Source organism: Paraburkholderia adhaesiva, assembly GCF_021390575.1.
Lineage (GTDB): Bacteria > Pseudomonadota > Gammaproteobacteria > Burkholderiales > Burkholderiaceae > Paraburkholderia > Paraburkholderia adhaesiva.
In genome coordinates this window covers 1,786,418-1,804,521 of the sequence record NZ_JAJEJQ010000001.1, presented here as the reverse complement: position 1 = coordinate 1,804,521, position 18,104 = coordinate 1,786,418, and the positions used below count along the sequence as shown (strand labels likewise).

Below are 18,104 nucleotides of genomic sequence, written 5' to 3'. Positions count from 1 at the left end.
TGGTAGGTCGAACCGGGCGGAACGATCTATCGGCGAAATTTCAATTAGTGTGAAAGTTGCGCGGCGTGTGATGCGCGCGAGTGAAGCCGGGCTGCTGGCCCGGTGCAAGGCAATCCGACAGGCGGACACCCGATGACGACGCCTGACCGACCAAGGCTTCCACGTCGTCACCGGGCGCCGCTGCGGACCCCACAGGCCGCCCTCAGCCCAGAGCGGCCACGATTTGCTCCACGACGGTGCCGCCGCCGCGGAGCGCCCCACCAGTGGCTGTCGCGTTTCTTTCGCGCCAGCCGGAATTCGTTTGCGACAGCCGTGTCACGGCTTGCGTCGCGGGGGGCGAAGCGCGGTCCTCACCGCGCGTTCATACGTTCGCGAGTTCGCGAGTTCGCACAAGCGGCAGGCGCCGCCGCGCCGCCCGGTCCACTTCATATTCGAGGCCTCAGGCAACCAACACCTAAGCGTCTCAAGCGTTGGCGATCTCGAAGTTCGCCATGATTTCCAGCGCCCGGATCATGGCCGAGTGGTCCCACGCCTTGCCACCGTTCGCGACGCACGAGCTGAAGAGCTGCTGCGCGCTCGCCGTGTGGGGCAGCGAAATACCGAGCTTGCGCGCGCCATCGAGTGCGAGATTCAGATCTTTCTGGTGCAGTTCGATGCGGAAGCCCGGGTTGAACGTGCGCTTCGTCATACGCTCGCCGTGTACTTCGAGAATGCGCGACGAAGCGAAGCCGCCCATCAGCGCACGGCGCACGCGCTCAGGATCGGCGCCCGAGCGCGAGGCAAACAACAGCGCTTCGGCCACGGCTTCGATGTTGAGCGCGACGATGATCTGGTTCGCGACCTTGCACGTCTGACCCGCGCCGTTGTCGCCGATGAGCGAGATGTTCTTGCCCATCAGTTCGAAGAGCGGCTTCGCGATGTCGAACGACTTCTGCGGGCCGCCCACCATGATCGTGAGCGTCGCTTCCCGGGCGCCGACTTCGCCGCCCGAGACCGGTGCGTCGAGGTAGTCACAGCCGAGCGCATTGATTTTCTTCGCGAACTCCTGCGTATCGAGCGGGGAGATGGAGCTCATGTCGATCACGAGCTTGCCGGTCGAGAGTCCGCTTGCGACGCCATCGTCGGCGAACAGGACGTTCGCGACGTCAGGCGTGTCCGGCACCATGATGATGACGACGTCCGCGGCTTGCGCGACAGCCGTCGAATCGGCGACGACCTGGGTCTGCGTGCGCAGATCGTCCGGCACCGGATACTTGCCGTTGACGGTGAGCGAGTGTCCGCCCTTGATGAGGTTGCGCGCCATGTGCGAGCCCATGATGCCGAGCCCGATGAAGCCGATCTTTGCCATCTTGCGTTTCTCCGTTGAGTCCTGTGTATTCGGTTAAATGCGCGATTGAAGGCGCAATGGAACGCGGCGCGCTTACGCGAGCGCAGCCGAGCGCTGCCGTGCGCCACGCAGCCACCCGAGACCGTCGAGTGTCGTCGTGCGCGGCTTGTATTCGCATCCGATATGACCTTCGTAACCGAGCGTATCGAGCAGGTCGAACAGGAACGGGTAGTTGATTTCACCGGTACCCGGTTCGTTGCGGCCGGGGTTATCGGCCAGCTGGATGTGCGCGATCTTCGCGAAGTGCTTGCGGATCGTCGCCGCGAGTTCGCCTTCCATGCGCTGCATGTGATAGATGTCGTATTGCAGGAAGACGTTGTCCGAGCCCGTCTTCGCGATCACGTCGAGCGCTTCGGCCGAACGGTTGAGCGCGAATCCCGGAATGTCGTACGAGTTGCACGGCTCCACGAGCAGGCGGATGCCTTCGTGTTTGAGCGCGTCCGCAGCGAACGTCAGGTTGTCGACGATGTTGGCGAGCGCCGCGTCGCGCGACACGCCGGCCGTCGGAATGCCGACGAGGCAGTTCAGTTGCGGCACCTTGAGCGCTTTCGCGTACTCGATGGCGCGGCCTACGCCCTCCTGGAACTCGCCTTTGCGTCCGGGCAGGCAGGCGATACCGCGCTCGCCGGCTTCCCAGTTTCCAGCGGGCAGGTTGTGCAGCACGAGCTTGAGCTTGTGTGCGTCAAGCCGTTCGGCCAGTTCGCTGGCTCTGTACGGATAGGGGAACAGGAATTCCACGGCGTCGAAGCCTGCCTCAGCGGCTGCGGCAAAGCGGTCGAGGAACGGAACTTCGTTGAACAGCATGGTGAGGTTTGCTGCGAATTTCGGCATGGTGCTTGTCTCGCTGGTCGGTCAGTGGATGAATCTGAATCGCCTTGCGGTGAACGGGGGTGTCCGCCGCAAGGCGATCAGCGGGGGGGACGCTTACGCTTCGCCCGGCAGTGCGATCGCGGTCGGTGCGTGCTCCGGCTTTTCGGCAAGTTCTTCGAATTCGTTGATCGCGTCGATCTCGGTACCCATCGCGATATTGGTCACGCGCTCGAGGATGACTTCGACCACGACCGGCACGCTAAACTCGGCAGCCATCGACTGCGCCTGTTTGAGCGCCGGCGCGATCTCCTCGGGTTTGAAGACGCGCAGCGCCTTGCAGCCGAGCCCTTCGGCGACCGCGATGTGATCGACGCCGTAGCCGTTGAGTTCAGGTGCGTTGATGTTCTCGAACGCGAGCTGCACGCAGAAGTCCATGTCGAACTGGCGTTGAGCCTGGCGAATCAGGCCGAGGTACGAGTTGTTCACCACGACGTGAACGTAGGGCAGCTTGAACTGCGCCCCGACGGCAAGCTCCTCGATGAGGAACTGGAAGTCGTAGTCGCCGGAGAGCGCGACGATCGGGCGGGTAGGATCGGCTGCGCGCACGCCAAGCGCTGCGGGAATCGTCCAGCCGAGCGGGCCCGCCTGGCCGCAGTTGATCCAGTTGCGCGCCTTGTAGACGTGCAGGAACTGGGCACCGGCGATCTGCGAAAGGCCGATGGTGCTCACGTAGCACGTGTCGCGCCCGAACACCTTGTTCATCTCTTCGTACACGCGCTGCGGCTTGATCGGCGTGACGTCGAAGTGCGTCTTGCGGTGCATCGTGCGCTTGCGTTGCTGGCAGTCCGCGACCCACTCGCCGCGATCCTTGAGCTTGCCCGCCGCTTTCCATTCCTGCGCGACTTCGACGAACAGTTCGAGCGCGGCCTTTGCGTCCGACACGATGCCGAGATCCGGGCCGAACACGCGGCCGATCTGCGTTGGCTCGATGTCGACGTGCACGAACTTGCGGCCCTTCGTGTACACCTCAACGCTACCCGTGTGGCGGTTCGCCCAGCGATTGCCGATGCCGAGCACGAAGTCGGAGGCGAGCATCGTCGCGTTGCCGTAGCGATGCGACGTCTGCAGGCCGACCATGCCCGCCATGAGCGGGTGATCGTCGGCGATGGCGCCCCATGACATCAGCGTCGGGATGACGGGCACGCCCACCGTTTCGGCAAACTTGACGAGCAGGTCTTCAGCGGCTGCGTTGATCACGCCGCCGCCGGAGACGATCAGCGGTTTTTCGCTCGCGTTGAGCATCGCAAGCGCGGCTTCGATCTGCTTGCGCGTTGCCTTCGGCTTATAGACCGGCAGCGGCTCGTAGAGGTCGATGTCGAATTCGATTTCCGCGAGTTGCACGTCGATCGGCAGGTCGACCAGCACCGGACCCGGGCGGCCCGAGCGCATCAGGTGGAACGCCTGCTGGAATACGCGTGGCACGAGCGCGGGCTCGCGCACCGTCACGGCCCACTTGGTGACGGGCTTGGCGATTGACTCGATGTCGACGGCCTGGAAGTCTTCTTTGTAGAGCCTGGCGCGCGGAGCCTGACCCGTGATCGCGAGGATCGGAATGGAGTCCGCGGATGCCGAATAGAGGCCGGTAATCATGTCGGTCCCGGCCGGTCCCGACGTGCCGATGCACACGCCGATATTGCCCGGTGCGGCGCGCGTATAACCCTCCGCCATGTGCGAAGCGCCCTCGACGTGGCGCGCGAGCAGGTGCGTGATGCCACCTGCCTTCTTGAGCGCCGAATAGAACGGGTTGATGGCAGCGCCCGGCACGCCAAAGGCCGTGTCGATCCCTTCTTTCTCGAGTACCAGTACCGCGGCGTCTACGGCTCTCATTTTGGCCATGACTGTCTCCTGAATTTCGCGAACTGCACAAATGACGAGTTGTTGAGACGCACTTTAGGATCGTACGAAAGGTTTGATAAGATCAGTCCAGGTCGCTTATTTCGAAACTAAAAGTATCGAATGCCGTGGAGAGAGGAGACACCCCATGGACCGCTTCAAGCAGATCGAAACATTCGTACGCGTCGTTCAGGCTGGCAGCCTCGCGGCGGCGGCGCTCGAGGAGGGCGTGTCGCCCGTGATCCTCGGGCGGCGTCTTGACGCGCTGGAGAAACGGCTCGGCGTGAAGCTCCTGTATCGCTCGACACGGCGGCTCGTCGTGAGCGAAGAGGGCGGCGCATTTCTCGAGCGCTGCCGCGGCCTGCTCGCGGAATGGGAGCAGGCGGAAAACGAAATCTCGGCTGGGCGCCGTGTCGTGAACGGGCATCTGATCGTGTCGGCGCCGGCGTCCTTCGGGCGCAAGCACGTCGCGCCGCTCGCGCCCGCGTTTCTGGCCGACAAGCCCGAACTCCAGATGTCGTTCAACCTGACCGACCGCGTGGTCGATCTCGTGCGCGAGGGCTACGACCTGTCGATCCGGATCGGCGGCGCGGTTGATCCGAACTTCGTCGCCGTAAAGCTGGCGTCGAACCGGCGCGTGGTGTGCGGTACGCCCGAGTACTTTCGCCGGCATGGCAGGCCCAAGACGCTCGAAGACCTGCAGAACCACAACTGTCTCGCGTTCAACCTGCAGGGCGGGCAAAACCGCGGCTGGTATTTCCGGCGCAACGGCAAGCTCGTGACCGTGCGCGTGAGCGGCGCGCTCGATTGCAACGACGGCGAACTGTTGCATCGCTGGGCCGCGGAAGGGCTTGGGCTCGGCTGGCGGTCCACGTGGGAGATCGACGCGCAACTCGAGCGCGGCGAACTCGAAACGGTGCTCGACGAATATGCGCTGCCCGACTACGACATCCTCGCGGTCTATCCGCAGCAGCGTTACGTGCCGGCCCGGGTGCGCTATTTCATCGATTACCTCAAGGCGGTCTACGCGCAACCTGGTTACTGGAGCGGTGAAGCGACCTGAGCCGCCGCGCCGGCTCAGGCTGGAGTGCATTGGGATCTCGCGTGAAACGGAGGTGACGGTTTTCGGCCAGATCGCGCTGGACATCCGCGATTTATTTTTCACTCGCGGAAACCCAAAGCGGGAATACACTGGCTGCGGTGCCGGTAGTGCTAGCAGGAAGGTGACGGCGGTTCGAAGGACGAGAGACACCGCAGTGGGCACGAGGGGCGAGCGTGGGCGCGAGCGCGAACGAGCAGATCGATCCGTCTGAAAGCGATGAGGCTGCACGCAGCCGCCGCTTTCAGTTGCTCGCGATGCCGCATCTGGACGCGGCCTACAACCTCGCGCGCTGGCTCTCGCACAACTCGCGCGATGCCGAGGACATCGCCCAGGAGGCGTACCTGCGGGCATTCCGTTTTTTCGACACGTTTCACGGTGACCTTGCTCGCCCCTGGCTTCTGACGATCGTGCGGCGCGTCTGGTACGACGAGTGGCGGCGGCGGTCGACGTCGGAGGAGGTGACGCCCATCGACGAGCTGCGCGACGACACGCCGCTCGAAGGATGGGAGACGGCGAGCGAAGATCCGGAAACACTCGCGATGCGCGCTGAGGACTCGCGCAACGTGCAGGATGCGATACAACGGCTGCCGGTCGAGTATCGAGAAGTGCTGGTGTTGCGCGAGATGGAAGATTTGAGTTATCGCGAGATCGCTGTGATCGTGGACGTGCCGGTCGGGACCGTAATGTCGCGGCTCGCGCGCGGACGCCGGCGCCTCGCGACACTGCTGGCGGCTCAGCAGGGGCGCACGGATTACGACGCGCCTCACGCGCGGCAAGTAAAGAGCAACAGCGCAGGCAATGGGGAAAGCAGTCAGCCAGGGAGACCATCCGTCCGGGAAAACGACGGCCGGGTCCGCGAGGAACCGGCCGTCGACGGCGGACCGCAGCCGCGTACTAGCGGCCACACTACGGAGGGAGGCGCTCGATGAACTGTGACGAAGCGCACCCACTTGTCGACGCGAGCGTCGACCGCGAACTTTCTGCCGCCGACGAATGGCGCGTGCGCGAGCATCTGGCTGGATGCGAGCGATGCCAGCACGAAGAGCAGATAGTGCAGGCGATTTCGAAGGCCACGAGATCGGCGACCTATTACCGCGCGCCCGAGGGGCTTGGTGCGCGCATCGCCGCGGCTTTGCCGCCGATTGCGTCGGGTGAGGATGTATTCGCGAGAGAAACCGGCGCGCAACCCGTGCGCCCGCGCGCACGCAAAACAGGTTGGGGCGCGTCATCTTGGCTGACCTGGCCACGCCACGACGGATTCGGCTCCGGCGGAAGTGTGGGCACGCCGTCGGCGGGATTCAGCTGGCTGACCGGCGCACTGCTCGTGCTCTTCGCGCTTGGACTCGCGGCTGCGCTGAACCTGCGCCATCCGGCTGCAGGCGGCGCATTTGTCGACGAAATCGTATCGAGCCACGTCCGTGCCCAGATCTCGGGTCGCGATCTCGATGTGATCTCGACGGACAAGCACACGGTCAAGCCGTGGTTCAACGGCAAGATCGACTATGCACCGCCTGTCGAGGATCTCGCGGTGGCGGGCTTTCCGCTCGTCGGTGGGCGGCTCGACTATGTGGGGCGCGAACGCGTGGCGGTGCTCGTCTATCACCACGACAAGCACGTGATCGATGTCTACGTGTTCCCGCCAGGCAGCGCAGGGCCAGCCGTGACGACGAGCGCGCCGCCCACCAGCGAGGGCTACGCACTCGCGCGCTGGGAGGCTGACGGCATGACCTGGTGGGCCGTGACCGACGGGGAGGCTGGCGTGCTCACAGGCCTGCGCGACGCGCTCCTCGCGCGGCTGCATGGCGGCTGAACGGCCACTGAACCGCTACGCAGAGCCCCTACGGAGCTTTCGCGGCTCGCACCCCATGGGCGAAGCGCCTCGCAAGTCATTGAAAACACGCCCGATTTGCGGCACAACCCACACCTCTTTCGGCCGATTTCAGTTGCGCGAGCAGCCCTGTCGCGTTACAATCTTCGGCTTCTCACTTGCCGCACCGGTTCGACGCCCGGGTGGCTTCTATCCAAAAGTCAGCATAAGGAGTGTGTATGCGTCATTATGAAATCGTCTTCATCGTGCACCCCGATCAAAGCGAGCAAGTGCCCGCGATGATCGAGCGCTACAAGGGCACGATCACGTCGCACGGTGGCCAGATCCACCGCATCGAAGACTGGGGCCGTCGTCAACTGGCCTACATGATCGAGAAACTCGCGAAGGCTCACTACGTCTGCATGAACATCGAATGCGACCAGACCACGCTCGACGAGCTGGAACACGCGTTCAAGTTCAACGACGCCGTTCTGCGTCACCTCATCGTCAAGATGAAGAAGGCCGAAACTGGCCCGTCGCCGATGATGAAGGAAGTGCAGCGCGAAGAAGCCAAGAAGGCGGCTGCCCAGCCGACCGAAGCGCAGGCTTAATTACACAAGCCATCAGGATTCAAGCGCATTTGCGTAAATTCGCCACGTGAACAGGCTGCAACTGACGGCTAGCGTCGTCGAACGCGAACCGGTGCGGTACACCCCGGCCGGCGTTCCGATTGCAGGCTGCACGTTGCATCACCGCACCGAAGTCGCCGAGGCCGGTATCGCCCGCCTCGTGGAACTGACGATGGACGCGGTGGCCGCCGGCGAAGCATGCGGCAAGCTGGAAAGCTGTGAGATGGGCGTCGAGACGCTCTTCACGGGTTTTCTGGCGAAAAAGCACCGCAACGCGCGAACCCTGGTGTTTCACATCACAGAGATTCAAGGTACAGGAAAGGACTAATCATGGCCCGACCGACTGGCAAGAAATTCGACAAGCGTCGTCAACAGCAAAACCCGCTCTTCAAGCGCAAGAAGTTCTGCCGCTTCACGGCTGCAGGCGTCGATCAGATCGACTACAAGGACATCGAAACGCTGAAGGACTTCATCGGCGAGAACGGCAAGATCACGCCGGCGCGTCTGACGGGTACCAAGGCCCACTATCAGCGTCAGCTGGACACGGCTATCAAGCGCGCGCGTTTCCTGGCGCTGATGCCGTACACGGACCAGCACAAGGCCTAACCCGACGACGCTATAAGGAGCATCCGAATGCAGATCATTCTTCTCGAAAAAGTCGTCAACCTGGGTAACCTCGGCGACATCGTCAAGGTGAAGGACGGTTACGCACGTAACTTCCTGATCCCGAACAAGAAGGCTCGCCGTGCCACGAAGGACGCGATTGCCGAATTCGAAGTTCGCCGCGCCGAACTCGAAAAGGCCGCTGCTGAAAAGCTGGCAGCCGCTCAGGCAGAAGGCGAAAAGCTGAACGGCCTGACCGTTCAGATCGGCCAGAAGGCTGGTGTGGACGGCCGTCTGTTCGGCTCGGTCACGAACGCCGACATCGCCGACGCGCTGACGAAGCAAGGCTTCGCAGTGGAAAAGGCGCAAGTGCGCCTGCCGGAAGGCCCGCTGAAGATGGTGGGCGACCACCCGGTGCACGTTTCGCTGCACACCGACGTTCTCGTGGACGTCACGGTGTCGGTGCTGGGCGAGCACGCCTAAGCGCCGCGGCGGCCCGTCAGGGCCGCTCGACCGCTGTCATTTTCGAAAAAGGCAGGAGCCCAACGGCTTCTGCCTTTTTTGTTGTGCACCGGGTCGCTGTCGATTTGCTGTTTTGCTGCTTGTTCCTGACGGGCGGCTTGTCCGATAATTGCCCCTCATGAACGCTCCCAACGATCCCCAACTCGAGTCGCTGAAGGTCCCCCCGCATTCGATCGAGGCCGAGCAATCGGTGCTCGGCGGCCTGTTGCTGGACAACGGCGCCTGGGACCGGATTGCCGACTTTCTCTCCCAAAGCGACTTCTACCGCTACGATCACCGCATCATCTTCGAGCATATCGGACGCCTGATTTCGTCCGCGCGCCCGGCCGACGTGGTGACCGTCTATGAGGCGCTCGGCAACGCCGGCAAGGCGGAAGACGTGGGCGGCCTCGCGTATCTAAACGCGCTAGCGCAGAACACGCCGAGTGCGGCGAACATCCGCCGCTACGCCGAAATCGTGCGCGACCGCGCGGTGCTGCGACGTCTGGTGTCGGTCGCCGACGAGATCTCGGCGGACGCGTTCAATCCGCAGGGCAAGGAAGTGCGCCAGCTGCTCGACGAGGCCGAGGCGAAGGTGTTCTCGATCGCCGAGGACGGCGCGCGCGGCACCCAGGGTTTCCTCGAAATCGGGCCGCTGCTCACGCAGGTCGTGGAGCGCATCGATACGCTCTATCACACGGCCAATCCGAGTGACGTGACGGGCACGCCGACTGGCTTCATCGACCTCGATCGCATGACTTCGGGCATGCACGGCGGCGAACTGATCATCGTGGCGGGGCGCCCGTCGATGGGTAAGACCGCGTTCTCGATGAACGTCGGCGAGTACGTGGCCGTCGAGTACGGCCTGCCCGTGGCGGTGTTCTCGATGGAAATGCCGGGCACGCAGCTCATCATGCGTATGCTCGGTTCGGTCGGGCGTCTGGACCAGCACCGTATGCGCACGGGCCGCCTGACAGACGAAGATTGGCCGAAGCTCACGCATGCCGTGCAGAAAATGAGCGAGGCTCAGATCTTCATCGATGAAACCGGCGGTCTGAATCCAATGGAACTGCGCTCGCGCGCGCGGCGTCTTTCGCGGCAATGCGGCAAGCTTGGGCTCATCATCGTCGACTACCTGCAGCTGATGAGCGGATCCTCGTCGGGCGAGAACCGCGCGACGGAAATTTCTGAAATCTCGCGTTCGCTCAAGAGTCTCGCCAAGGAACTCGATGTCCCGGTGATCGCGCTCTCACAGCTGAACCGGGGTCTGGAACAGCGTCCGAACAAGCGGCCGGTGATGTCGGACCTGCGCGAATCGGGCGCTATCGAACAGGACGCGGACGTGATCCTGTTCATTTACCGCGACGAAGTGTACAACCCAGACAGTCCCGACAAGGGCACCGCCGAAATCATCATCGGCAAACAGCGTAACGGGCCGATCGGACCTGTTCGACTCACGTTCCATGGTCAATTCACGAAGTTCGATAATTTTGCCGGAGCGCAGACTTTTTACGGCGAGTAGCGTCCGGTAGCGCGCGGTTGCACCCCCGTGGTCAAACGCCGCGCTCCTGTCCGTCAACAAGTGCGGGCACTTCCCTCCGACGTTACAATGTGGCCGTTTTGTGACGGCATGCTTGCCGTTTTATGACGGATAGCTTGCCGTATCGCAACGGCAATCCGAGACCTATTTCCGGGATTCAAATGTTCGGCCGATTCATGCCCACTGAGGGCAAGTTTTTCGAAATTTTTAATGAGCACGCGAAGTGCCTCGTTTCCGCAAGCCGGGAGCTTGAGCTTCTGATGGACAATCTGGCCGATGCCGAAGTCCACAAGCAGAATGTACAGGCCGCCGAGAAGGCAGCTGACAAGCTGACGCACGAAGCGATCGACCTGCTGCACAAGACCTTCATCACGCCGCTTGACCGCGACGAGATCCACAAGCTGATCTCGACGATGGACGACGTGCTCGACCTGATGGAGGACGTGGCCACCGCCATTTCGCTCTATGACGTCCAGGCGGTGACGGCTGAAGCGAACCAGCTCGCGCGTGTCTGCACGGCATGCGTCGGGCGCGTCGAAGCCGCTGTCGCGCTGCTGTCCGACATGAAGCAGGCTCGCGAGATCCTGAAGGCCTGCGAGGAGATCGACCGGCTCGAGTCCGAGGCGGACCGGCTGCTGCGTTCGGCGATGTCGAAGCTCTTCCGCGAGGAAGACAACGTCAAGACGCTGATCAAGCTGAAGGCGATCTACGAATTGCTCGAAGCTGTCACCGACAAGTGCGAGGATGTTGCGAACATCATCGAAGGCATCGTGCTGGAAAACGCCTGAGTTCGCCACGATGCAATCGATACAACTCGCCATCTGGGTGGTCGCGTCACTCGTGGCCATTTCGCTCATCTTCGACTTCATGAACGGCTTTCACGACGCGGCGAACTCGATCGCCACCGTCGTGTCGACCGGCGTGCTCAAGCCGCAGCAGGCGGTGGCTTTCGCGGCCATGTTCAACGTCATTGCCTATTTCGTCTTCCACCTGAAAGTGGCGCAGACAGTGGGCAGAGGCACCATCGACCCCAATATCGTCGACCACTACGTCGTGTTCGGCGCGCTGGTGGGCGCGATCGGCTGGAACGTGCTGACCTGGTACTACGGGATCCCGTCCAGTTCGTCGCACGCGCTGATCGGCGGTCTCGTGGGGGCGGCGCTTGCGAAGTCGGGCTGGCACTCGCTGAACATGCACGGCCTGATGAACACCGTCGCGTTCATCTTCCTCTCACCGCTGCTCGGCTTCATCCTCGGCTCGTTCTTCATGCTGCTGGTGTCATGGCTCTATTTCCGAACGCCGCCCAGCAAGGTAGACCGGCGATTCCGCCGCCTGCAGCTGATTTCCGCAAGTCTCTACAGCCTTGGCCACGGCGGTAACGACGCGCAGAAGACCATCGGCATCATCTGGATGCTGCTGATCGCCACGGGCTACGCTGCAGCGACCGCCGACGCGCCGCCGATCTGGGTCGTGGGCGGCTGCTACCTGTCGATGGGCCTCGGCACGCTGTTCGGCGGCTGGCGGATTGTCCGGACGATGGGGCAGAAGATCACCAAGCTCAAGCCAGTCGGCGGATTCTGCGCAGAGACGGGCGGGGCGATGACGCTTTTCACTGCGTCCTGGCTTGGCATTCCCGTTTCGACGACGCACACCATCACCGGCGCGATCGTCGGTGTTGGCGCCACCCGGAAGCTTTCGGCTGTGCGCTGGGGCGTGGCAGGCAATATCGTCTGGGCGTGGATTCTGACGATTCCGGCTTCGGCGGCGCTCTCTGCCGCCGGTTGGTGGCTCGGCCACCGCCTGATGTAAAACGCCGCCCGGCGCTGTCGTATGTGGCAGCGCCGGGCGGTCGTATCAACGCGCCGGTCGAGCGCGCAGATCAAGCCCCGGTCAGATGATCGGCGCGCCCCCACCGTCCATCGGAATGAGCGCTCCTGTGACATAGCTCGCACGGGGGCTCGCCAGAAACAGCGCGACGTCTGCAATTTCCTCCGGCTTCGCATAGCGTCCGAGCGGCAGCTTTGCCTGTCCGCGCGCGAGCGCCGTCGCTTCGTCGATACCTTCCCGTTCCGCTTCGAGCTTCAGCGCTTCCTGCAGTCGCTCTGTGAGCGTCGCGCCCGGGTTGATGGCGTTGATGCGGATGCCGTAGCGCGCATGATAGTGAGCAAGTCCCACCGTCGCGAGCATCAATGCGGCATTGGCGGCACCGCCCGCGATATGGATGTCACTCGCGTGCTTGCCGCCCATACCGATGATGTTGATGATCGTTCCGGGTTCGGCCGCCACGCCCGCTTTCTCGTTTGCCTTTGCGCGCTCCACCATCCGCCGAAGCACTTCTTGTTGCGGGTAGATGTACGGAAAGTACTTCGCTTCCATTGCCGCCTTGAACGCGTTGGCGTCCAGCGCCTCCGGATCGTAACGGCGCGCCGCGCCCGCGCTGTTGATGAGGATGTCGATTGGGCCGACGGTTGTCGACACATCTTCGACCACGTCCGCAGCGCTGTGCGGTTCGTGCAGGTCGGCGCGCGTGAGATGAACGTGCAGTCCCTCACTCGCGAGTTGCTCGCGTGCGCGGGCGAGGTTGGCGGGGTCGCGCGACACGATTGCGACTTTCGCACCTTCTTTCGCGAACGCGCGGGCGCAAGCGAGCCCGATGCCCTTACTGCCACCCGTCACCAGTACCACCTTGTTGCTGAGTCCGAGATCCATCGCTGCCTCGCTGCGAAAAAGTACCAAAACGATAGCAGACGCAGCGGGCCGCGAGAACCTTGCTGGCGATTCGGACAAGGCCGCGCACGCCGGAGCGTGCGGGAAATCAGAAAGCGCCGTTCGCGAAACGGGCGATGGGGTCGTCGGTTGTTTGCGCCGGTGCGCGCGGTGCGCCGATGGTCGTCGAAGCGCGCATGAACGGTGCTGACGGGGTCGGGGATGTGGAGGGTACGACGGCAACCGATCCGGCCTGCGCCGCCTGGCGAGCGGCGGCAACGGCGGCGGGCGGGGGCGGTTCGAAGGCATCCGCAGCGGCGTTGATCGGGTCGGGCTGACTCGGGCCAGCCTGCGTGCTTAAATTGGCAATCGGGCCCGGCGTGGCGCCACCGCTGGCGGTCGCAATCGATGCGGATGGCGCGACAACCGGCGTCACCGCCCCGGCGCTGCGTGCCTGCACTTGCGCCGTACTGAGGGCAGCAGGAGGCGGCTCATACGCGTCCGCCACTGCTGGTGCGGGTGGCGACGCCGGCGCCGACAGTGCAGCGGCCATCGGCCGGTTCTGCTCCACCGCCGTTGCGGTAGCCGCGGCGGCAGGGCGTTGCACTGGCGCAGACGCCTCCAGCGTCGGCGTATCGAACGGTGCCGGTGCGCTCCTTGGTGGCGCCATTCGGCGTATGCCGTCAAAGCGCTTAGCCCAGTAAGCGTTCGTCAGATAGTCGAGCCGCACTGTTCCGCCCGTCGAAGGCGCGTTGACGAAGCGCAGATTGCCGACGTAGATGCCGACGTGTGAATGCGGGCGCCCGGTCGTATTGAAGAACACGAGATCACCGGCGGCGATTTCGCCGGGGTCGATCGACTCGCCGCGCTCGCTCATCTCCGCCGTGGTGCGCGGCAAGGTCACGGACGCTGAGCGCGCGAGCACGTATTTGACGAGGCCGCTGCAGTCGAAGCCGCTATCGGGTGTATTGCCGCCCCAACGGTATGGAATACCGACGAGGCCCATCGCCTGGATCGAGATCTCTTCGCGGCCGATGCTGTGATCGACGAAATTCGGGAGGCCGGGCGGCCGGGTGCGCAAGGCGTCAGAGGAGGAGGACGAGCTGCCGCTGCGCGCGACTCTATCCGGCGCACTCGAACACGCCGCGAGAAAGACCACGATCAGTAGCGGAAGCCAGAGTCGGCGCATGAAACGCGTTGGCGGACGAGGGCGCCCGCCGCAGTGGATAGCTGGTGATGCGGCGATGGTAGCCCTTCTGGCGGGGCGCTCGCAAGAATTCTTGATAATTTACATGAGGTTCGTGCGCCAACTGTTGCTTTACCGGAACGCTCGAGCATAAAAAAGGGCTGTATCTGGCGATCCAGATACGGCCCTTCGGAACGGCTTGCGCGGTTCGCCCGCGCTGTGCTTACAGGATATCCGACGCGTAATCGGCCAGTCGCGAGCGTTCGCCGCGTGCGAGCGTCACGTGGCCGCTGTGCGCCCATCCCTTGAAGCGGTCGACGACATACGTGAGGCCCGAGCTGCCTTCGGTCAGATAAGGCGTGTCGATCTGCGCGATATTGCCGAGGCACACGATCTTCGTGCCCGGACCCGCGCGCGTGACGAGCGTCTTCATCTGCTTCGGCGTGAGGTTCTGCGCTTCGTCGATGATGAGGTACTTGTCGACGAAGGTGCGTCCCCGCATGAAGTTCATGCTCTTCACCTTCAGCCGCGAGCGGATCAGTTCCTGCGTTGCGGCGCGGCCCCATTCACCGGCTGCGTCGTCGGTTTTCTGGAGCACTTCGAGGTTGTCGTCGAAGGCGCCCATCCACGGCTGCATCTTTTCCTCTTCCGTGCCCGGCAGGAAGCCGATGTCTTCGCCAACCGGCACCGTCGCGCGCGTCACGATGATTTCGTTGTAGCGCTTGTCGTCGAGCACCTGCGCGAGACCCGCCGCGAGCGCGACGAGCGTCTTGCCCGTGCCCGCCTGGCCAAGCAGCGTGACGAAGTCGATCTCGGGGTTCATCAGCAGGTTGAGCGCGAAGTTCTGCTCACGGTTGCGCGCCGTGATGCCCCACACGTTGTTCTTGTGGTGGCCGTAGTCGCGCAGCGTCTGCAGGAGCGCCGTCTTGCCGTTGAGTTCACGCACGATCGCGTGGAACGCCGGCTCACCGTTCTGCGGCTCCAGATAGACGAACTCGTTCACGAGCATCGACGCGCATTCCGGTCCGGTCACGCGGTAGTAGGTCGTGCCGGTCTTCGTGTCCTGCCACGACTCCATGCCCTTCGCGTGCTTCGTCCAGAAGTCCTGCGTCAGCGCGCGGATGCCCGAGTAGAGCAGATCCTTGTCTTCGAGAACCTGGTCGTTGAAGTAGTCTTCCGCCGGCAGGCCGAGCGCGTGCGCCTTGATGCGCATGTTGATGTCTTTCGACACCAGCACGACGAGGCGGTCCGGCCGGTCGCGCTGCAGCGCGCGCACGACGCCGAGGATCTGGTTGTCCGCCTTGCCCTCGGGCAGGCCGTCGACCGGCTCGATGTGCGTTAGCGTCGTCTGGAAGTACAGCCGGCCGAGCGCTTCACGGCTTCCAAGACGCGCGAGCGAGATGCCTTCCGAGATCGTGCCCGCGTTCGCGACCAGCTGGTCGAGCGTGCGGCTCACCTGGCGCGCGTTGCGCGCCACTTCGGACATGCCCTTCTTGTGGTTGTCGAGTTCCTCGAGCGTCATCATCGGCAGATAGACGTCGTGTTCCTCGAAGCGGAAGAGGCAGGTCGGATCGTGCATCAGCACGTTCGTGTCGAGCACGAAGAGCTTGCGCACCTGGGTGCTTTCTTCAGGATGCAGGCGCTTCTTCGCGGCGCCGCGCGTGCCGGTGGCCGCGGCCGTGTCCAGTTTCGCGGGGGACTGCTTGCCGCTGCGTGCGACTGGCGCTTCGGGCTCAGCGCGCGATTGAACCGGCTGCAGCAGTGCAGCTTGCTGTGGTTGCTGCTTACGCTTTCGGGCAGGTGCGGCCGTCACGGGCTCGAGGGCGGCCAGCTCCGCGCTGCCGGAGGGCAGCGGCACCGTGCGCAGCGTGGTGGCGGCATTCGCTGCGGGTGTCATCGGCTCGGCAACGTTCGCGGGACCGTATTCCGTCACGTCGCTTGCGTCGTGCTCGCTCGCCGCTTTCCGGGTGCTGCGCGTGTTACGCGCTCGCGCCTTGAATTCTTCGGGCGGCAGCAGGTTTCCGAGCTTGCTGGGGGGGGTAGGCAAAGGCATGGTGTCCCTCGAAAATTCGGGTCGAGTGGTCGAGTAGGTGCGCTTTGGGACGGTGCAGGTGGTACCGGGTAGGCGCCACGCGCTGCCGTGCTCAGTGCGCGCTCAGGTCTGGAAATGCCGGTTCGCCTGGTTTTCGATCGCCTCCTTGGCAAAGACGCGCGACCGGAGGGTAATCCGTCGCGGCGATGGCGGGATTGCAAACAAAAAAGCCAACAAAAAAGCCGCTGCCCCGGCTAACGAGGCAAGCGGCTCGACTGCGGTGGTGGCGTGTTGCCCCGGGTATGCGTGGCCGACCTTCGGAAGTCCGGCTGCACCTCGTTCGCAACGCGACAGAAAATGGGGTGGACAGGCACTCATTAAAACCCAATATAACGCGCCTCAAAGCGCTTGTACAGCCTCCAGAACGTCGTCGACATGGCCCGGCACCTTGATGCCGCGCCACTCGCGGCGCAGCACGCCGTCGGCGTCGATGAGGAAGGTGGAGCGTTCGATTCCACGGACTTCTTTGCCATACATTTTCTTCATTTTGATGACATTGAAGAGCGTGCACAGCGCTTCGTCCGCATCCGATACCAAGGTAAACGGCAGTTCGAGCTTGGCCTTGAAGTTATCGTGCGAGCGCACGCTGTCGCGCGAGACGCCGACGATCTGCGCGCCCGCCCGCTTGAACTTCGGATGGAGATCGCGGAACTGCAGCCCTTCGGTCGTGCAGCCTGGCGTGTTGTCTTTCGGATAAAAGTACAGGACCACCTTGCTGCCCTTGAGGCTCGACAGCGTGAAGTCGCCGCCGGTGGCCGGCGCTGTGAAGTCGGGAACGGGTTGGTCGACTGCGATGGACACGTGATTCTCCGGTCGTTATTGTCGGGCGATGTGCGCGGGCGCGGCGGAAAGGGCGCTGGCGGGAGCACACGCACTGGTGTGCGCCGCGTCGCCAGGACGGCGGCCGCCTCGGGGCGGCACGCGCGCACGGGAGGCGGGTTCAGTCGGGCTGCACGATCAACTGGCCCGAACGGCCAGTGATCTCGCCCCAGGTGACAGGGTACGATGGCAGCATGTCGCGGTCCAGCGTGGCATGGTAGTCGCCCATCGTGGCAAATGTATGGCCTTGCGCGCGCCATCCCGCGAGCAACTGCTCGAAGACCGGGGCCAGCTTCTGGCCTTCGAGTTCCGCATGCAGCGTGAAGACCTGGTCGTGCGGATTGTTCTCCGTGCGCTTGAGCATCCATGCGGCGACAGTGTCCGTATCGATGCCGTCCACGCCGAGCACTTCGTCGAGCGTGGGCAGCGTCGTGGGCATCTGCACATGGTTGAGCGTACGGCCTTTCACCACCGGCCGATACGGCGAATGCCCACGGCCGTCCGACGCGTAGTGCATGCCCCAGGCGTCGATTTGCTCGAAGGCCGCGTCGTTCATCTGCCAGCCCGCCGCGCCGTGCGTGACGGGCGGCGCGCCGAAGATCTGCGTGAAGCGCTCGTAGCTCTTCTGCATCTCGCGCGCGGTCCAGCCACCGTCGCGGCTACGCACGTTGTCCTGCCAGTAAACGTGATCCCACGTGTGAATGCCGCATTCGAAGCCGGCCTCGTGGATTGCACGCATGTCGGCGGCTGCCCGCACGCCGATGTCCGGACCCGGCAGAAGTACGCCGTACATCAGCTGCTTCACGCCGTAGTGCTCGACCACGGATGTGCGGGAGACCTTCTTCAGAAAACCCGGGCGCAGGACGCGGCGCAGCGCCCAGCCCGTGTGGTCCGGGCCGAGGCTGAAGAGGAACGTCGCGCGGGCCTTGTAGCGGTCGAAGATGCGCGCGAGATTCGGCACGCCTTCACGCGTGCCGCGCAGCGTGTCGACGTCGATTTTCAGGACGATGCGGGCCAAGTTGCCAGGTC

18 protein-coding genes are annotated in these 18,104 nt (G+C 63.7%); 10 read left to right on the top strand and 8 right to left on the bottom strand.

The window, feature by feature from the left end:
* Nucleotides 1–463: 463 nt before the first annotated feature.
* The 3 genes from L0U80_RS08070 to gcl all read right to left on the bottom strand — a co-directional run bounded on the left by L0U80_RS08070 (nt 464) and on the right by gcl (nt 4,093).
* On the bottom strand, nt 464–1,348 hold the full coding sequence (locus tag L0U80_RS08070; RefSeq protein ID WP_233863432.1) for a 2-hydroxy-3-oxopropionate reductase: 885 nt from the start codon (nt 1,346–1,348) through the stop codon (nt 464–466).
* Nucleotides 1,349–1,420: 72 nt separating this feature from the next.
* Complete coding sequence (hyi, locus tag L0U80_RS08065) at nt 1,421–2,218, bottom strand: hydroxypyruvate isomerase (RefSeq protein ID WP_233863431.1); 798 nt, start codon at nt 2,216–2,218, stop codon at nt 1,421–1,423.
* Between the two features lie 93 nt (nt 2,219–2,311).
* On the bottom strand, nt 2,312–4,093 hold the full coding sequence (gene gcl, locus L0U80_RS08060; RefSeq protein WP_233863430.1) for a glyoxylate carboligase: 1,782 nt from the start codon (nt 4,091–4,093) through the stop codon (nt 2,312–2,314).
* 145 nt (nt 4,094–4,238) lie between these two features.
* On the opposite strand from gcl, the gene L0U80_RS08055 reads away from it, so the two are divergent.
* From L0U80_RS08055 to L0U80_RS08010, 10 genes are all read left to right on the top strand, one after another.
* Nucleotides 4,239–5,153 (top strand): LysR family transcriptional regulator, encoded by a 915-nt coding sequence (locus L0U80_RS08055; protein WP_233863429.1) that lies wholly within the window; start codon nt 4,239–4,241, stop codon nt 5,151–5,153.
* A gap of 212 nt (nt 5,154–5,365) precedes the next feature.
* Entirely contained in the window at nt 5,366–6,121 is a 756-nt protein-coding gene (locus L0U80_RS08050) for an RNA polymerase sigma factor (RefSeq protein WP_233863428.1), read from the top strand.
* Nucleotides 6,118–7,002, top strand: coding sequence for a zf-HC2 domain-containing protein (locus L0U80_RS08045; RefSeq protein WP_233863427.1), 885 nt, complete (start codon nt 6,118–6,120; stop codon nt 7,000–7,002). The genes L0U80_RS08050 and L0U80_RS08045 overlap by 4 nt, the downstream gene beginning before the upstream one ends.
* A gap of 236 nt (nt 7,003–7,238) precedes the next feature.
* Nucleotides 7,239–7,610, top strand: coding sequence for a 30S ribosomal protein S6 (rpsF, locus tag L0U80_RS08040; protein WP_028204897.1), 372 nt, complete (start codon nt 7,239–7,241; stop codon nt 7,608–7,610).
* A gap of 46 nt (nt 7,611–7,656) precedes the next feature.
* Entirely contained in the window at nt 7,657–7,956 is a 300-nt protein-coding gene (gene priB, locus L0U80_RS08035; RefSeq protein ID WP_233863426.1) for a primosomal replication protein N, read from the top strand.
* 2 nt (nt 7,957–7,958) lie between these two features.
* Complete coding sequence (gene rpsR / locus L0U80_RS08030; RefSeq protein WP_233863425.1) at nt 7,959–8,234, top strand: 30S ribosomal protein S18; 276 nt, start codon at nt 7,959–7,961, stop codon at nt 8,232–8,234.
* A gap of 27 nt (nt 8,235–8,261) precedes the next feature.
* Nucleotides 8,262–8,714, top strand: a complete 453-nt coding sequence (gene rplI / locus L0U80_RS08025; RefSeq protein ID WP_233863424.1) for a 50S ribosomal protein L9 — start codon at nt 8,262–8,264, stop codon at nt 8,712–8,714.
* Nucleotides 8,715–8,871: 157 nt separating this feature from the next.
* Entirely contained in the window at nt 8,872–10,254 is a 1,383-nt protein-coding gene (locus L0U80_RS08020) for a replicative DNA helicase (protein ID WP_233863423.1), read from the top strand.
* Nucleotides 10,255–10,433: 179 nt separating this feature from the next.
* Nucleotides 10,434–11,060: a DUF47 domain-containing protein gene (locus L0U80_RS08015; protein ID WP_233863422.1), complete on the top strand. Its 627-nt coding sequence runs from the start codon at nt 10,434–10,436 to the stop codon at nt 11,058–11,060.
* Between the two features lie 10 nt (nt 11,061–11,070).
* Nucleotides 11,071–12,081 carry an inorganic phosphate transporter gene (locus L0U80_RS08010; protein WP_233863421.1) on the top strand — a complete coding sequence of 337 codons (1,011 nt, stop codon included), beginning with the start codon at nt 11,071–11,073 and terminating at the stop codon, nt 12,079–12,081.
* An 81-nt stretch (nt 12,082–12,162) separates the two neighbouring features.
* Here L0U80_RS08010 and L0U80_RS08005 read toward each other — a convergent pair whose 3' ends face one another.
* The 5 genes from L0U80_RS08005 to L0U80_RS07985 form a co-directional block, all read right to left on the bottom strand.
* Nucleotides 12,163–12,981 carry an SDR family oxidoreductase gene (locus tag L0U80_RS08005; protein ID WP_233863420.1) on the bottom strand — a complete coding sequence of 273 codons (819 nt, stop codon included), beginning with the start codon at nt 12,979–12,981 and terminating at the stop codon, nt 12,163–12,165.
* Nucleotides 12,982–13,087: 106 nt separating this feature from the next.
* Nucleotides 13,088–14,167, bottom strand: coding sequence for a C40 family peptidase (locus L0U80_RS08000; RefSeq protein ID WP_233863419.1), 1,080 nt, complete (start codon nt 14,165–14,167; stop codon nt 13,088–13,090).
* A gap of 220 nt (nt 14,168–14,387) precedes the next feature.
* Nucleotides 14,388–16,217: a PhoH family protein gene (locus L0U80_RS07995; RefSeq protein WP_233863418.1), complete on the bottom strand. Its 1,830-nt coding sequence runs from the start codon at nt 16,215–16,217 to the stop codon at nt 14,388–14,390.
* Between the two features lie 378 nt (nt 16,218–16,595).
* A complete protein-coding gene (locus L0U80_RS07990) occupies nt 16,596–17,057 on the bottom strand; it encodes a peroxiredoxin (protein ID WP_233863417.1) in 462 nt (153 codons plus the stop codon).
* Nucleotides 17,058–17,196: 139 nt separating this feature from the next.
* Nucleotides 17,197–18,093, bottom strand: coding sequence for a polysaccharide deacetylase family protein (locus L0U80_RS07985; RefSeq protein ID WP_233863416.1), 897 nt, complete (start codon nt 18,091–18,093; stop codon nt 17,197–17,199).
* Between the last annotated feature and the right edge of the window lie 11 nt (nt 18,094–18,104).

What these genes read in the sequence shown, in the direction of transcription:
- L0U80_RS08015 (WP_233863422.1), top strand. Translation starts at nt 10,434, where the DNA reads ATGTTCGGCCGATTCATGCCCACTGAGGGCAAGTTTTTCGAAATTTTT.
- L0U80_RS07995 (WP_233863418.1), bottom strand. Translation starts at nt 16,217, where the DNA reads ATGCCTTTGCCTACCCCCCCCAGCAAGCTCGGAAACCTGCTGCCGCCC.
- hyi (WP_233863431.1), bottom strand. Translation starts at nt 2,218, where the DNA reads ATGCCGAAATTCGCAGCAAACCTCACCATGCTGTTCAACGAAGTTCCG.
- L0U80_RS08020 (WP_233863423.1), top strand. Translation starts at nt 8,872, where the DNA reads ATGAACGCTCCCAACGATCCCCAACTCGAGTCGCTGAAGGTCCCCCCG.
- gcl (WP_233863430.1), bottom strand. Translation starts at nt 4,093, where the DNA reads ATGGCCAAAATGAGAGCCGTAGACGCCGCGGTACTGGTACTCGAGAAA.
- rpsR (WP_233863425.1), top strand. Translation starts at nt 7,959, where the DNA reads ATGGCCCGACCGACTGGCAAGAAATTCGACAAGCGTCGTCAACAGCAA.
- L0U80_RS08045 (WP_233863427.1), top strand. Translation starts at nt 6,118, where the DNA reads ATGAACTGTGACGAAGCGCACCCACTTGTCGACGCGAGCGTCGACCGC.
- rplI (WP_233863424.1), top strand. Translation starts at nt 8,262, where the DNA reads ATGCAGATCATTCTTCTCGAAAAAGTCGTCAACCTGGGTAACCTCGGC.
- L0U80_RS08005 (WP_233863420.1), bottom strand. Translation starts at nt 12,981, where the DNA reads ATGGATCTCGGACTCAGCAACAAGGTGGTACTGGTGACGGGTGGCAGT.
- L0U80_RS08070 (WP_233863432.1), bottom strand. Translation starts at nt 1,348, where the DNA reads ATGGCAAAGATCGGCTTCATCGGGCTCGGCATCATGGGCTCGCACATG.
- rpsF (WP_028204897.1), top strand. Translation starts at nt 7,239, where the DNA reads ATGCGTCATTATGAAATCGTCTTCATCGTGCACCCCGATCAAAGCGAG.
- L0U80_RS08055 (WP_233863429.1), top strand. Translation starts at nt 4,239, where the DNA reads ATGGACCGCTTCAAGCAGATCGAAACATTCGTACGCGTCGTTCAGGCT.
- L0U80_RS08000 (WP_233863419.1), bottom strand. Translation starts at nt 14,167, where the DNA reads ATGCGCCGACTCTGGCTTCCGCTACTGATCGTGGTCTTTCTCGCGGCG.
- L0U80_RS08010 (WP_233863421.1), top strand. Translation starts at nt 11,071, where the DNA reads ATGCAATCGATACAACTCGCCATCTGGGTGGTCGCGTCACTCGTGGCC.